This window comes from Microbacterium aurugineum (assembly GCF_023101205.1).
Taxonomy (GTDB): domain Bacteria; phylum Actinomycetota; class Actinomycetes; order Actinomycetales; family Microbacteriaceae; genus Microbacterium; species Microbacterium aurugineum.
Genome location: NZ_CP078078.1, coordinates 1,004,143 through 1,020,047, shown reverse-complemented (window position 1 = coordinate 1,020,047; position 15,905 = coordinate 1,004,143). Strand labels below are relative to the sequence as shown.

The 15,905-nt window shown below is 68.2% G+C and carries 6 protein-coding genes and 1 pseudogene; 1 reads left to right on the top strand and 6 read right to left on the bottom strand.

Annotated elements, in window-relative coordinates:
- Nucleotides 1-25: 25 nt before the first annotated feature.
- The 3 genes from msuE to KV397_RS04985 form a co-directional block, all read right to left on the bottom strand.
- Entirely contained in the window at nucleotides 26-595 is a 570-nt protein-coding gene (msuE, locus tag KV397_RS04995; protein ID WP_131491558.1) for an FMN reductase, read from the bottom strand.
- Between the two features lie 86 nt (nucleotides 596-681).
- On the bottom strand, nucleotides 682-1,518 hold the full coding sequence (locus KV397_RS04990; RefSeq protein ID WP_131491557.1) for an aldo/keto reductase: 837 nt from the start codon (nucleotides 1,516-1,518) through the stop codon (nucleotides 682-684).
- A 9-nt stretch (nucleotides 1,519-1,527) separates the two neighbouring features.
- On the bottom strand, nucleotides 1,528-2,700 hold the full coding sequence (locus KV397_RS04985) for a DUF1624 domain-containing protein (RefSeq protein ID WP_261812308.1): 1,173 nt from the start codon (nucleotides 2,698-2,700) through the stop codon (nucleotides 1,528-1,530).
- Nucleotides 2,701-2,740: 40 nt separating this feature from the next.
- Between KV397_RS04985 and hrpA the strand changes: the two are divergent.
- Nucleotides 2,741-6,661: pseudogene (hrpA, locus tag KV397_RS04980) on the top strand (ATP-dependent RNA helicase HrpA); the annotation flags it as partial.
- Nucleotides 6,662-6,688: 27 nt separating this feature from the next.
- Here the strand turns inward: hrpA and KV397_RS04975 are convergent.
- The 3 genes from KV397_RS04975 to KV397_RS04965 form a co-directional block, all read right to left on the bottom strand.
- Nucleotides 6,689-7,657: a hypothetical protein gene (locus tag KV397_RS04975; protein ID WP_261812307.1), complete on the bottom strand. Its 969-nt coding sequence runs from the start codon at nucleotides 7,655-7,657 to the stop codon at nucleotides 6,689-6,691.
- 186 nt (nucleotides 7,658-7,843) lie between these two features.
- Complete coding sequence (locus tag KV397_RS04970; protein ID WP_261812306.1) at nucleotides 7,844-15,415, bottom strand: invasin domain 3-containing protein; 7,572 nt, start codon at nucleotides 15,413-15,415, stop codon at nucleotides 7,844-7,846.
- Nucleotides 15,321-15,743 carry a hypothetical protein gene (locus KV397_RS04965; protein WP_261812305.1) on the bottom strand — a complete coding sequence of 141 codons (423 nt, stop codon included), beginning with the start codon at nucleotides 15,741-15,743 and terminating at the stop codon, nucleotides 15,321-15,323. The genes KV397_RS04970 and KV397_RS04965 overlap by 95 nt, the downstream gene beginning before the upstream one ends.
- Nucleotides 15,744-15,905: the final 162 nt, after the last annotated feature.

Here is a 15,905-nt window from a genome sequence, read left to right as displayed (position 1 = left end):
GCTACGCCGCGCGACGGTGACGCGCTCAGCCGACCAGCAGCTCCACCGGACGGGAGGCCGCGTAGCCGACCAGAGGCAGGGCACGATCCGCGGCCAGCGCGATGCGGGCGCGCAGCACGTCGGAAGCGATCTCGTAGCCGTCGAAGTCCGTGTTGCTCGCGTACACCCCGAGCGGAAGGGTGAGCGCCTGGAAGAACGCGAACAACGGCCGCAGCTGGTGCTCGATGATCAGGGCGTGCTTCTCCCCGCCGCCGGTCGCGGCGAGCAGCACGGGCTTTCCCACGAGGTCGTATTGACCGACGAAGTCGAACAGGTGCTTGAAGAGCCCGGTGAACGAGGCTCGGTAGACGGGGCTGCCCACGATGAGCAGGTCGGCGGATTCGATCGCCTGCAACTGCGCTTCGACCTCCGGCGCCAGCTGGTCACGGTGCAGCGCACCCGCCAGCCCGGGACCGATCTGCGTCAGCTCGATGAGCTGCGCCTCGACGTCGGCGCGCTCGGCGACGGCGGCCGTGATCGCGCGGACCAGGGCGGTGGTCTTGCTGGGCTCGTGCAGGGATCCCGACACGGCGACGACGCGGAACGGAGCTGTCATGCCTCGACGGTACTCACGACGACGCCCCCTGTCGCGCACGGCGACACGGGGCGTCATCTGGGCCCGAGAGCCCCGGTATCACGGGGTCAGTTGACCTCGTCCGGGTGCGACCCCACGCGGCCCGAGCCGTCGAGCGGGTCGAGGGCGTCGATCGCCGCGACCTCGGCGTCGGTCAGTTCGAAGCCGAACACATCGAGGTTCTCGCGCAGACGCTCGGCGCGCACCGACTTCGGGAACACGATGATGCCCTTCTGCAGGTGCCAGCGCAGCACGGCCTGTGCCGGGGTGACACCGTGCGCCGCGGCGGCATCCGCGACCGCGGGCGTCCCGAACAAGTCGTACTTGCCCTGCCCGAGCGGACCCCATGCCTCGATGCGCACGCCGTTCGCGTCGGCCCAGGCGACCACGTCGCGCTGCTGGTAGGCCGGGTGCAGCTCGATCTGGTTCACTGCGGGAACCACGCCCGTCTCCTTCACCGTGCGCTCCAGGTGGGGCACGAGGAAGTTCGAGACGCCGATGCTGCGGGTGAGGCCCGCGTCGCGCAGCTCGACCAGCTTCGCGAAAGCGTGCACGTAGTCGTCCTTGGCCGGCGTGGGCCAGTGCACGAGGTACAGATCGACCTTCTCCAGACCGAGCTTCTCGAGACTCTCGGCGATGGCCGCGCGCGGCTCCTCGTCGTGGTGGCGGTCGTTCCAGAGCTTGGTCGTGATGAACAGGTCGTCGCGTGCGATGCCCGAGGAGGCGATGGCGGCGCCCACGCCCTCTTCATTGCCGTAGATCGCCGCGGTGTCGATGTGGCGGTAGCCGATTTCGAGCGCCTCGCTCACCGCACGCTCGGTGTCTGCCGGCGGCACCTTGAAGACGCCGTAGCCGAGTTGCGGGATGGAGTTGCCGTCGTTCAGTTCGAGTGCAGGAATGCTCATCGCCCCAGCCTAGGACCGGTGTGGGACAGCCGCCATCGCCGCGGCGCCGCGCCCGACCAGGCGTTCCAGCGGACCGCGCCCGAAGAACATCGACCAGAGCGTCGTGAGCACCAGCAGCCCCAGCGTGGTCGCCGCCCAGAAATCGTTGCTCGAGAAGAACCCACCGGGTCCGCTCACCAGGACGATCGAGAGCACATGCGCGCTGTATGCCGTCAACGGCATGGATCCGAGTGCTCCCAACGGCAGCAGCACCCCCCGCAAGGGTCGACTCGCCAGCAGACACAGCGCGATCACGACGAGTGCGAAGCCCCCGGAGCCGAGGACCTCGGCCGTTCCCCCGCTGTGCGGATCGACCGAGAAGACCGCCAGGAGCACCGCTCCCCCGGGATCCGCTTCGGCGAGCGCCTGCGGGTACTCCGCCCACCCGGACGAGCTCCCCTCGAACGACGAGCTCCCGCTGAACGACGAGCTCCTGCTGACGGCGCCGGTGATCCCCGCGGCCTGTCCGAGGGCACCGAGGCCGTACCCGGCGACCGCCAATACGAAACCGACGATCAGCGCGACCACGGCGGTGCGCACCTGCTCCACGTGCATCCGCCCCAGGGCCATACCGCCGAGGACGAGCGCCAGCCAGACCGTGATCGGATAGGTGCCGTACAGGACGAAGCCGATGCCCGACCCGAAGGGGTGCAGCATCACCGCGTTCAGGAACGCGAGCAGCGCGGGCCCGAGCAGCGCGAGCACGGCGGCGGCGAGCAGCAACTGCCAGGGCCGCCAGCGCAGGAACGGGATCACCGCGACGTACAGGAGCCCGTAAAGGGTGAGGATGATCGCGATCGGGGTGTTCAGCATCTCCAGCGCCAGGCCGATCACGAAGATCACCGCACCCCGGCCGATGAGATTCAGTCGGAGGCCGGGGATGCGCTCGCGCTCAGGCAACGTGCTGCGCCCGGTCATCAGCGCGATCGAGACTCCGGCGAGCACCGCGAACAGGATCGACGAACGCCCGTTCACCAGAGAGGTCCACGTCGACGGTTCGAACCAGTCGAACGACTCGGTCTCGCCGATGTGCGCTCCGACCATGCCGAGGATGGCCAGGGCCCGGGCGACATCGAGGCCGAGGATGCGCGGAGGTCGCCCGAATTCGCGGAACCACCGGACGGGAGGCAGTGCGTTGATCACCCGTTGATCGTAGGGGGCCGAACCCGTCGTACGATGGAGGGCTATGTCCTCCCCTGTGATCTCCTATCCGCCGGAGCTGCCCGTCAGCGCAGCCAGGGCCGAGATCGCCGACGCCATCCGCGACCACCAGGTCGTGATCGTCGCGGGGGCCACCGGATCCGGCAAGACGACACAGCTGCCGAAGATCGCCCTCGAACTCGGGCGGGAGCGCATCGCCCACACGCAGCCACGCCGCCTCGCGGCCCGCACCATCGCAGAGCGTGTCGCCGAAGAGCTCCAGGTCGAGCTCGGCACCCTGGTCGGCTACAAGGTGCGTTTCACCGACAAGGTCTCCGATGCCACCCGCATCGCACTGATGACCGACGGCATCCTCCTCAACGAGATCCACCGCGACCGACTGCTCACGCGCTACGACACGATCATCATCGACGAGGCGCACGAGCGCTCCCTCAACGTCGATTTCCTCCTCGGCTACCTCTCACGCATCCTGCCCGAGCGCCCCGACCTCAAGGTCGTCATCACCTCGGCGACGATTGATCCGGAGAGTTTCGCGAAGCACTTCGCGGCGGCCGACGGCACCCCGGCTCCGATCATCGAGGTGTCCGGGCGCACCTATCCCGTGGAGATCCGCTACCGCGGACCGTCGGAGGACCCCGACGAGGACGATCAGGCCGGCGACCCGGAGGACGAGGTCTCGGCGATCGTCTCCGCGCTGCGCGAGCTCGACCGGGAGGCGCCGGGCGATGTGCTGGTGTTCCTGCCCGGCGAAGCCGAGATCCGCGACGCGACCGACGCCGTTCGCGGCGCATACGCGAACGACCGTGCCCCCACCGAGGTGCTTCCGCTGTTCGGACGCCTCTCGGCCGCAGATCAGCACCGGGTGTTCGAGCGCAGTCGGGTGCCTGGCGTGCGCCGCCGGGTGATCCTCGCGACCAACGTCGCCGAGACGAGTCTCACCGTTCCCGGCATCAAGTACGTGATCGACACCGGTACCGCCCGGATCTCGCGCTACAGCAACCGATCCAAGGTGCAGCGCCTGCCGATCGAGGCGATCTCGCAGGCCTCGGCGAACCAGCGCTCGGGCCGCGCGGGCCGCACCAGCGACGGCATCGCGATCCGCCTCTACTCGGAGGAGGACTTCGACCGGAGGCCGGAATTCACCGAGCCCGAGATCCTGCGGACGTCACTCGCATCGGTCATCCTGCAGATGCTCTCGCTCGGCTTCGGCGACATCAGCGCCTTCCCGTTCCTGACCCCGCCCGACTCCCGCGGCGTGAAGGCGGCATTCGACCTGCTCACCGAGCTCGGCGCGGTCGAGCCCTCCCGCCGTGACGGCTCCCCGCACCTCACGCGCACGGGGCGTGAGATCTCGCGCATGCCGATCGACCCGCGGTTCGCACGGATGCTCATCGAGGCGGGACGCACGGGATCGGGCGGCTCGGTCACTCGCGACGTGCTCGCGATCGTCTCGGGAATGACGATCCAGGACGTGCGCGAGCGGCCGGAGGAGCGCCGCGAGGAGGCCGACCGGCAGCACGCACGCTTCGTCGACCCGACGAGCGACTTCCTGACCTTGCTGAACCTCTGGAATCACCTGCGCGAGCAGCAGCGCGAGCTCGGCTCGAGTGCGTTCCGCCGACTCTGCCGCTCCGAGCACCTCAACTACGTGCGGGTGCGGGAGTGGTTCGACGTGCACCGTCAACTCCGCACCCTCGTGAAGACCCCCGACCGCCCGCGCGACGAGACCGGGACGAGCGACCCCGACGCCATCCATCGCGCCCTGCTGTCCGGCCTGCTCTCGCAGATCGGCATCCTGGACGAACGCACGGCACCCGCCGGCAAGTCGCACTCCCCCGCGAAGGAGCCGAAAGGCCGCCGCATCGCGGAGTATCGGGGCGCCCGCGGCATCCGCTTCTCGATCTTCCCCGGGTCAGGGCTGCGCAAGAAGAGTCCTCGCGCGGTGATCGCCGCCGAGATCGTCGAGACCTCGCGCACGTTCGCCCGCACGGTCGCCGCGATCGACCCGGCCTGGGCCGAACCCCTGGCGGGCGACCTCGCCAAGCGGCAGGTCACCGAGCCCCACTGGTCGAAGGATGCCGGGGCCGCGGTCGCCTTCGAGAAGGTGACGCTGTTCGGGCTCGAGATCATCCCGCGACGGCGCGTGCAGTTCGCGCGCATCGACCGGGCGGCGTCGCGCGAACTCTTCGTACGGCATGCGCTCGTCGAGGGCGAGTGGGATCCGGCGCGCATCGACAAGCGGGTGAGTGCGTTCTGGCGCAGCAACGCCGAACTGCGCAAACGCCTCGAGAAGCTCGAGGAGCGTGAGCGCCGTCGCGACATCCTCGCCGGCGACGAGGCCGTGTTCCGGTTCTACGACGAACGCATCCCCGCCGAGGTGTTCGATGTGCGCTCCTTCGAGAGCTGGTGGCGCGAAGCCATGGCCACCACGCCGAAGCTGCTCGTGATGCGCGAGAGCGACCTGATCGACGACGAGGAACGCGCGGATCAGCGCGAGTTCCCGACGCGGTGGACGCAGGGCGACCAGGTGCTCGGTCTCGCGTACCGGTTCGAGCCCGGCGCCGACGACGACGGCGTCAGCGTGGTCGTGCCGCTGCCGCTGCTCGCGCAGATCGAGGACCGCGGTTTCGACTGGCAGGTTCCGGGGCTGCGCGCCGAACTCGTGACGGGGCTGCTGCGCGCGCTCCCCAAGGCGATCCGGCGCCATGTCGTCCCCGCCGCCGACTGGGCCGAGAAGTTCGGCGCCGAGCTCATCGAGGAAGGCCCGGAGTCGCACGGCGGACTCCCTCCGCGCACGCTCAAGGAAGCGCTCGCCCGACGGATCCAGCCGCTCGCGAACCAGCTCGTGTCCGCGACCGACTTCGACGACGAGCGGGTCCCTCCGCACCTGCGCATGAACTTCCGCGCCGTGGACGAGCGCGGCAGGATCGTCGGCTCCGGCCGCGATCTGCGGGCGCTGCAGACGCGACTCTCCGACCGTGCGCGCAGCAGCGTCGCCCGCTCGATCGCCGCCCCTCCCCGATCCGGGAGCTCCGGTGGAGGTCGCGGGCCCGAACGCGTCGCCGCGGCTCCGGTCGAGCAGACCGGCCTCACGGGGTGGACCTTCGGAGACCTGCCCGAGGTGCTCGACACCCGGGTCGCCGGCGGTGTCGTGCGCGGCTATCCCGCCATCGTGGACCAGGGCAAGAGCGTGTCGGTGCGGGTCGAGTCGACCCCGGAGGCCGCTGCCGCCTCCACCCGCGACGGCGTGCTGCGCCTGGTGCTGCTCGGTGTGCCCTCCCCCTCCTCGTATGTGCAGGAGCACCTCACGAGTCAGGAGAAGCTGGCACTCGCCGCCTCGCCGTACCCGTCCGCCGCCGCTCTCATCGAGGACTGCCGGGCGGCCGTCGCCCGCAAGGCCATCGAGCGTGTCGTGCCGGAAGGGATCGTGCGCAACGAGGCGGACTTCGCGACGGTGCGCGACGCGGTCTCGGCCACGCTCGTCGATGATCTCTTCGCGTGCGTCTCGCTGGTCGCACGCATCCTCACCCGATCCCGCGACGTCGAACGCGGCATCAAGTCCCAGAATTCGCTCGCGCTGCTCGGACCGCTCAACGACATCCGCACCCAGCTGAGCGGCCTTCTGCATGCCGGCTTCGTGTCCGCCGCCGGTGTCGACCGTCTCGCACAGTTCCCCCGCTACCTGGAGGGGATGCTCGACCGCCTGAAGACCCTCGCCAGCGAGCCGGGCAAGGACCGCGCCCGCATGACCGAGTACGAGCGCATGGCGAACGCGTTCGAGGACGCCGGGGGCACGATCCCCCTCCGCCGCGACGCGACGCCTTCGCTCGTCGAGGTGCGCTGGCTGCTGGAGGAGTACCGCGTGAGTGTGTTCGCGCAGCGCCTGGGTACCGCCCAGCCGGTGTCGCCGCAGCGCATCATGAAGGCGCTCTCGGGTCGCTGACCCGCGGACGGATCAGCGACCCGAGAGTTACACCGACGACGCCGGCGGAGCTCCTTGGGATACAGGCGGAGGAGACGCCGGAGAGGTCGATGTTGTGGCGACGACCGGCATGGCCTGGGCTCCCGACGGATCGTGCTGAGGCGCAGATCCCTCGCGGCGCACCTTCGCCGCGACGAGGAAGTATCGGACGACTCCGACGACGGTGAGAACAGCACCGACTGCCAAGGGGTACCAGAAGATGCGATAGGTGTACTCGCCGTTGGCGTTCGGCTGCGCGAAGATGATCTGGAAGAACGGAATCGCTGCACCGACGACGAATAGAGCCGCCGACCCCACGACCATGAGACGGAGCGCGCGCAAGGAGACCTGCTGCACTTTGCCGCGCTTATCGGTCTTGGGCGGCAGGAATCCCGTCTGCTTCCGAGTGACGATCGCGAACACCAGCGACAGGAGGAAGAACGCGACAGCGATGATCAGCACGTTCAGCCAGGCGGTGAACGCCGGATCGTCCAGTGCCGATACCGGCAGCGCGGTCAGGTACTCGTTGTAGTCGTCCACCGTCGCGTTGTAGGCATCCATCGCCGCCCACAGGCTCTCTTCCGCCCCCGCCAGTGCCTCCGCATCCTGCGCCGCGAACGCATCGGCGATTTCACCCGAGGCATCGGACATGTCGCCCGCGTCACGAGCGAACTCTTCCGCATAGGCGACGATCTCCTCCTCGTCCGTGCCACCGGCGACCTGCTCGAAGCCGTGCTGTGCCGACGCCGCCGCCTGCTGGAAATCGCTGGCAGCGGTGGCCGCGTCCTCCGCTGACGCGGACTGATCGGAGTAGACGACAGTGAAGGCCATAGCGTCCGCTTGGAACTGCTGATCGACAGCCGACACGTCATCGATGGCGTCGGCCATCGCGGGCGCGCCGATGCCGAAGATGAGCAGCATGCTCGCGATGATCGTGGCCACGACACGCGGGGCAGCAACGGTTTTCTTAGAGGTCATTGGTTCGTCCTGATCGAAGGGAGCGCGCCGAATCGGCACGCCCAGGCAAGATACCAACGCCGTGGCGGCCGGTCGGTGCTCCACGACGTCAGATCTGTACGGCACTGCGCGAATCCAGTAGCGGATCAGGATGCGCTCGGTATCGCTCTTCGTCCGACCACGCGGTCAGTGGCGCAGGAGGCGCGTTCACCCGAAGATCTGACGCGAGCCTGTAGGTCCTCTTCCCGCCACCAGCAGCAGGCCGACGAGCAACAAGACGACTCCCAGTGGAAGCAACGGCTGGACTGCGGTGCCGCCCGTCGTGGGAAGTGTGCCGCCACCACCCGCTGCCGGTGGCCGTACCTCGAACGTCGCACGCACGGCACCGCTGTCCTCGCCCTCGAGGATGACGCTGTGAGTTCCCGGTTCGAGGTCCAGCGGCACCGTGAACTCGAACGCGATGTCCCCGCCGACCGAAGCGGTGAAACGACCGAGCTCGATCGGCGTCGATTCCAGAGTCGCGATGATGCTCTCCCCGGGGAGGAACCCCAGCCCCACGACTCCTTGTATTTCGCCGGCGATGCGCGAGTCGAAGGCGAGAGAGACGCGAGCGCCGCCCACGCGAACGAGCGTCGCGTCGGAGACGTTCCCGAACTCATCGGCGGCGGTCGCCGACACGAGCGCGCCCAGCGCGAGCGGTTCGTCCGGTACGCACTCGAATCGGGAGTCCGCGCCCACGGTGCTGACACAGATCACGGTCCCGCCACTGTCCCGCACCGTCACGGTGAGACCGGGGAGAGAGGTGCCGGAAACACGGCTTCCGTTCGTGGGGTCGAGCACCGGCGCGGGCGGCGGCGAAGCCACGACCGTCACGGTGACGGGGTCGGAGTCCGGAGAGGTGTTCCCTCCCGCGTCCGTCTGCACGGCGACCAGTGTCACGGAGCCGGACTCGAATGGCGTCGCGGGGAAGCACTGCCACCGTCCGTCCGTACCGACGATGGTCGTGCAGGTGTCGGTACCGTTGGCAGCCACCGTCACGGTCGCACCCGGCTCTCCGTCACCCTCTATCGCCGGACGCGCTCCCACCGTCGAACCGTCGACGGGGGTGTCGATGACCACCGGATCGGGAGGCGTGGTGTCGAGCACTTCCACCTCCGCGACATCGGTCCCGGACACGCCGCTGATCGCAAAGGAGACGATCGCCGTTCCCGGCTCATCCGACGTGAGAGTGGCTGTGTGAGTACCGTCGCCGTTGTCGACGGGCGTGGAGAGGCTTCCGAGAGTCGTCATCATCGACACTCCGACAGACTCAACCGTGGGATTGCCGTAGCGATCCGCGAGATGAACGGTGATCGTCGAGCTGCCTGCTCCCGCTTCGAACTGCGGAGGCGATGCGGAGATCGTCGATGACCCCGCATCCGGCGGACCCGCCACGAATGCCACGGTCGCCGTGTCCGTACCGGCCACACCGTCGACGGTGAATGTGATCGTCGCGCTGCCCGCCGATGTCGACGACGTCAACACCGCACGATACGTGCCATCGCCCTCATCCGACACCGACCCGATCGTTCCCGCGGACGAGCTGATACCCACGACATCCCCGAGCCCTGGAACGGGGTTGCCGAATGCGTCCCGCACCACCACGGTCACCGTCGACGTCGACACCCCATCCGCGACGATCGAGTCCTCGGACACGGAAATCGTCGAGGAGTTCGCATCCGGTGAACCTGCCACGAACGCCACTGTGGCGGTGTCCGTGCCCGGCACATCCTCGACGGTGAACGACACGGTCGCGGTGCCCGCCGTGGTCGACGACGTCAACACCGCACGATACGTCCCGTCGCCCTCATCAGCGACGGACCCGACCACTCCCGCAGACGAGCTGACCCCCACGACATCCCCGAGTCCCGGAACGGGGTTGCCGAGTGCATCCCGCACCACCACGGTCACCGTCGACGTCGACACCCCATCCGCGACGATCGAGTCCTCGGACACGGAGATCGTCGACGATCCCGCATCCGGCACCCCCGCCACGAACGCCACGACCACCGAGCGCGTCGCGGGCGCTCCATCCACGGTGAAGGTCACCGACGCCGACGGGGGCTCCGTACTCGTGGGCGCGGTGAGGATCGAGGTGTAGGTACCGTCGCCGTTGTCCACCGCGGTCGTGATGCTGCCCGCGGTCGTCGCCATCTCCACGTCGTCCCCGCCTCCCCCTACGGGGTTGCCCGAAGCATCGAGCAGACGCACGGTGATTGTCGACGTGCTGACGCCGTCGGCTTCGAGGAATCCGGGGTCGGCCTCGATCGTGGACGTGCCGGGATCAGGAGCACCCGCCACGAACTCCACCGACGCCGTCTGCGTCCCGGCGACTCCTTCGAGGGTGAAGGTCAGGATGGCCGTGCCGGTCATCGTGTCCGAGGTCAGCACGGCGTCATAGGTCCCGTCGCCGTTGTCGGAGGTCACACTCACCGTTCCCGCGGTCGTCTCGATCACCACCGCCCCTCCCGAGACGTTCAGGACGTTGTCGAACGCGTCATACAGCGTGACCGTGACGATCGACTCCGACCCACCATCCGCGGTGAGGACCGCCGGTTGCGCGTCGATCTGCGAAGTGGAGGCATCCGCCTGCCCCGCCACGAACTGCACCACCGTCGTCGCGACACCATCGACGCCATCGACCGTGAAGCTCACCACCGCGGTCGCCGCCTGCGTGGTCGACGTCAACGCCGCCGTATAGGTGCCGTCGGCATTGTCCGTCACCGCCCCGACGGTGCCGATGTCGGAGAGGATCTCCACGATGTCGCCGGCATCGGTGACCGGGTTCGACTGCGCATCACGAAGCGTCACCGTGATCTGCGCCGTCGAGACGCCGTCGGCGACGATGACACCCGGAACTGCCGCGATCGACGAGGTCGCCGGATCCGCCACCCCGGCCACGAACGTCACCACCGCATCATCAGTGCCCACCGCGCCGCCGATCGCGAACGTCACAGTCGCCTGCCCCGCCGCCGTCGACGACGTCAACGTCGACGTATACGTGCCATCCGCGTTGTCCACGGGAGCACTGAGCGAACCGGCAGTCGTATCCATCGTCACCGCGACACCACCCGACGTCAGCGGGTTGCCCTCGGCATCCCTCAGCGTCACCGTGACCGTCGACGTCGACACACCATCCGCAGTGATCGACGTCGGATCCGCCTCGATCGTGGACGTGTCCGCCGACGCATCACCGGCGACGAACGCGACCTCGACCGTCGCCACCGCAGCCACCCCGCCGATAGTGAAGCCCACCGTGGCCGCCCCCACCGCCGTCGGTGCCTGCAACGTCGCCGTATACGTGCCGTCCCCGTTGTCGACCGTCCCGGAAACCATCCCCGCGTCGGTCACGATCTCCACATCGTCCCCGCCGACGCCCAGCGGATTGCCGTTGGCATCGACCAACGTCACCGTGACCTGCGACGACGACACACCATCCGCAACAAGCTCGGTAGGAGCAGCGTCGATCAACGACTGCGTCAGATCAGCAGCACCCGGCGTGAAGTCCACCTCAACCGTCGCAGCAGCAGCCGCACCATCGATCGTGAACGACACCGTCGCCGTCCCCGCCGTCGTGTCCGACGTCAAAGTCGCCCCATACGTCCCCTCACCGTTGTCCACCGTCGCCGACACCGAACCGACATCACTCAGAATCTCGACGACAGCACCGCCGACCGCCAACGGATTCCCCTGCCCATCGACCAGCCGCACCGTCACAGCCGAACTCGACACACCATCCGCCTCGATCGACACCGGGTCAGCCTCGATCGTCGACGAATCCAGATCCGGGGCACCCGCCACGAACTCCACCGACGCCGTCTGCGTGGAGAGCACCCCATCCACCCGGAAGGACACGCCCGCCTCACCGGCGACGGCGGAGGTCACCTGCGCCGTCCAGGTGCCGTCGCCCTGATCGACCGGCACCGAGAGCGAGCCCGACGTGGTCTCGAGGGTGACGACGACGCCCGTGGTCACTGGATTGTCGAACTCATCGCGGACCGACACGGTCACCTCCGCGGCGGCGACACCGTCGGCGACAACCGTGTCCGGGACAGCCGTGATCGTCGAGTCGTCTGGACTGGCGCTGCCGGCGACGAACTCGATCTCCGCCGTCGCCGATGCGGGAACCCCGTCGACCGTGAAGGACACCTCGGCGGTACCGCTGACCGTCGACGTGGCGTAGGCGACGACCGCGCCGGCAGAGATGGTCGGGGCAGTGATCGTCCCCACCGTGATCGAGAACTCCGCCTGCCCTGGGGACGGGACGACCGCGTTGCCGAACGAGTCGAAGAGGGTCACTTCCACGGTCGATGCCGAAACGCCGTCAGCCGTCACCGTCGTGGGGGCTGCCACGATGACAGCGTTGCCCGGGTCCGCCTCGCCTGCGACGAACTCTACTGTCGTCGTGTTCGGACTCAGCACTCCGCCCACGCGGAAGCCCAGTGTTGCCACCGAGGCGGTGGTCGACGCGGTGAGTATGGCCGCGTAGGTCCCGTCGCCGTTGTCGGTCGTGGTGGTGACTGCACCGGCGTCCGTGAAGATGTCGACGTCCGCACCGCCTTCGACCAGAAGCGTGCCCTGCGCGTCGCGCACAGAGACGGTGACCGTCGCCGTCGAGACACCGTCGGCGACGATCACCGTCGGATCGGCGACGATGCCGGAGGTCACCGCATCGGGTGCGCCCGCGAGGAACTGCACCTGCGTGGTGTTGTCGCCCGTCGCACCGTCGACGACGAAGCCCAGTGTCGCGATGCCCGGTGAGGGAGGCGCGGTGAGTATCGCGGTGTACGTGCCGTCGCCGTAGTCCACGGGCGTGGAAAGGCTACCGAGGTCACTGGTGATCTCGACGTCAGCGCCCCCGACGCCGAGGGGGTTGCCGTTGGCGTCGATCAGCGTCACGGTGATCGCCGATTGGCTCACGCCGTCGGCCGTGACTGCCGACGGCGAGGCGCTGATGGTGGATTCCGACACCGATGCCGCGCCAGGCACGAGCTGGATCTGTGCGGAATTCGTGCCGATCGTGCTGTCGATGACAGGTCGCAGCGTGGCCGCGCCTGCCGTGGTCGGAGCGACGAAGGTCGCCGTGTACGTGCCGTCACCGTTGTCGGTCGCGGTCGAGACTGAGCCGGTGTCGATCGCGATGCTGATGTCCGCTCCGCCGACGCCGACAAGATTGCCGTAGCCATCGACCACCGTGACGGTGACGGTGGACGACGAGACACCATCTGCCACCAGAGAGTCCGGGTCCACGGCTATCGTCGTCGTCGATGCGGACGGTTCACCGGCGGTGAAGTTGACCGCCACCGTCTGCTCTCCTGGCTGGCCCTCGTAGGTGAAGCCGATCGTCGCGATGCCCGTCGTCGTGGGCGCCACGAGCGTCCCGGTCCAGGTTCCGTCACCGTTGTCGGTCACCCCGACGATCTGGCCTGCGTCGGTGAGGATATCGACCGCCCCGCCCGTCGATACGAGGTTGCCGAGCGCATCGCGCAACGTCACGGTGACGACCGCGCCGGATTCGCCGTCGGCCGGCAAGGAGAGAACAGAGGACACGATCGTCGAGGTGGTCAGGGAGACCGGTCCGGCGACGAATTCGACTGTCGCCGGAGGCCCGACGATCTCGATCGCGCCACCGATGAATGCTTGAACCGAGAAGAAGCCGGAGACCACCGAGGTCACAGGAACCGAGCACATGCCCGCTCCATCGGTCACACACGAGGTCGCGCCGAGGTCGGCGTCGTCGGAGACCTGGAAGGTGACGAGGATGCCGGCGAGGTCTTCACCCGCGGCGTTGCGGACGGTGACGATGGCCGAGTGCTCGTCGGTTCCATCGGCGATGCGTGATCCTGCGGTCGTCTCCAACAGCGACTCGGTCGCGCTCGGTTCGTCATCATCGAGCACTGTCACCGCGACCGGGTCGAGGAGCAGGCCGTCGAAGTTGGGGTCGGGGGAACTGACGGCATGTTCGATCGAGGTCGGTCGATCGCCGTTGACCAGCAAGTCATCGACGGCCTCGATCGTCACCGACCCCGAAACCGCGGTGGTGCCGATGACCAGCGGCGTCGGTGTGACGGACACCCACGACGGATCGGCGATCACCTGGTCGATGGTGATCGGGGCGGTGGCGGCGAGGCTCGTGGTGACGACATAGTCTTCGCCCGCCTCCCCCTCGGTCACCGTGAGCGAGGTCGGTGCGAGCGAGAGGGGAGACACATACGTGACGACGTTGTCGGTGGACGTGGAAGCGACGGACGGGTTGCCGTCGAGATCGACCACGGCGCCCGCCGCCAAGCCTGCTTCCACCGACCCGGAGGCATCGGCGCGCACGACGACTTCGAACGTCGTCGATGTGATCGCGACGACATCGACCACGCGGGCACCCGGCGCCGTCGAGTTCGACACGTCGATCGCGCCGGCTTCGAGCGCACCGGCGATCGGCTCCGAGAACTGGACCGAGAAGCGGATGTCACGTTCGGAGGTGGGGTCGGCTTGACTGGCCGCCTGGTCGACGGTGACGCGCGGCCCGCAGCCATCCGGCTCGGTCTGAGCCACGATGCGCGAGTACTGCGAGCTCGCCCCGGTGGCCGCTATCGTCTGGATCCGGATGTTGCCGGGGCCGAGTGTGTAGGGAACGGTCACGGTCGTCGGCGTCGACACGGCTTCTGCTCGACCGAGGTAGACCTCCGCCTGCGTGGCGGCCGTGTAGTAGAGGTCGAGGTCGACCGGAACGAGCGGGATCGAGCCCACGGTCGGCGGCGCGACGACGACATCGAGAGTGCACTGCAGCGTGTCATAACTCACGGAGGTGGGGAACCAGGTCGTGATCCCTTGATTGGCCGTCAGCGACGCGTTGTGGACGAGCGCGACCGAATTCGTCTCGTTCGTCGCCGTCCCCCCTCCGAACGATGCCGGACCGAAGGTGTTGCGCTGCACGGTGAGGATCCCCGACCCCGGGCCCACGTACACGGAGTTCTGCACCCGACCGTCGAAGGAGTTCGAGTCGACCGTCCACCCGCTCGGTTGCAACGCGGTGCGCCCCATATCGCTGAAGAAGACGCCGAATCCGGTCGTCCTTCCGGGCGTGTGCTCGAAGGAGTTGCGGGAGATCAGGTTGTCGCTGCCTGCCCGGTTGATCCAGACCGACGTGTATCCGGAGGTGTTGTTGATGTTGATGAACCGATTGCCGACGATCCGAGCCTCGGTGAGGGTCGCCCCCCGCAGATCGAGCGGGAAACGACCGGGTTGGAATCCGTCGAAGATCGACCCCGTGATCGTCAGACGGGTGAGCGCAGCCGCGCCTTGGACGACCACAGCGTCATAGGCATCCGTGTCGGGGTTGATGAACCGCATCGCGTCGAGGGTCAGATCGTTGAGGGTCGCACCGTTCGCGATGCCGATCGCTCCTCCACCGCCACCCCACGGGGAGCCGACCTCCACGTTGCGCAGGGTCACTCGATCCGAGCCGCCGGCGAACCAGAAGCACCGTTCGAGGGCGATGCTGCCGGAATCGACGCAGCTGCCGTTCTCCACGGTGACATCGTCACCGCTGGGGCCGAACACGAAGGCGGTCTCATTGGAGCGGACGTTCTCGAAGTTGCGCACGGTCACACCGGGACCGTTGAGGTAGAACGCGGCCACGCCGTTGCCGTCATTGAGCGACGCCACTCCCAACCGGCTCTGGAAGTCGATGACCACGCTTCGGGTCGCCAGGAACGCCGCTCCGCCGTCTCCGAAGGGCGACAATGCTCCGACGTGCATCCAGTTTTGCCGCGCCGGATCCCGAGACCACGATCGTGCCGCTGGGCTGCACACCGGGTGTGGAGGCATCGACGTCTTCTGCCGGTGCGATCACGATGGTGTCGTCGACGGCGCTGGCGTTGGACTCCTGCAGCGCCGCGCGGAGCGTGCACACTCCGGTGGAGGTCAGACACACCCCGTCGCCCGGGCTCAGGTCGTCGCCCTGATGGCTGAGCGAGTCGATGAGGAAGACTCTGTCAGCGGCGACGGCGGGTTGCGTGGGGCCCACGACTGCGGCGACGATCACCGTCAGAAGCGCACCGACGACCACCATCGCTCGCAGGCGGAATCTCCGTCGTTGAGATTCTGGCCTACCTGCGCTGTGTCTGTGAGCCATCGTGAGCCTCCCGGCCCAACCCCCGTAATGTCAGGATGCCCAGGGCATCGACCGGGCACAAGCCCATCTTCGGCGCACGCCGGGAACCTGGAAACGGGC

What these genes read in the sequence shown, in the direction of transcription:
- msuE (WP_131491558.1), bottom strand. Translation starts at nt 595, where the DNA reads ATGACAGCTCCGTTCCGCGTCGTCGCCGTGTCGGGATCCCTGCACGAG.
- KV397_RS04990 (WP_131491557.1), bottom strand. Translation starts at nt 1,518, where the DNA reads ATGAGCATTCCTGCACTCGAACTGAACGACGGCAACTCCATCCCGCAA.
- KV397_RS04975 (WP_261812307.1), bottom strand. Translation starts at nt 7,657, where the DNA reads ATGACCTCTAAGAAAACCGTTGCTGCCCCGCGTGTCGTGGCCACGATC.
- KV397_RS04965 (WP_261812305.1), bottom strand. Translation starts at nt 15,743, where the DNA reads ATGGTGGTCGTCGGTGCGCTTCTGACGGTGATCGTCGCCGCAGTCGTG.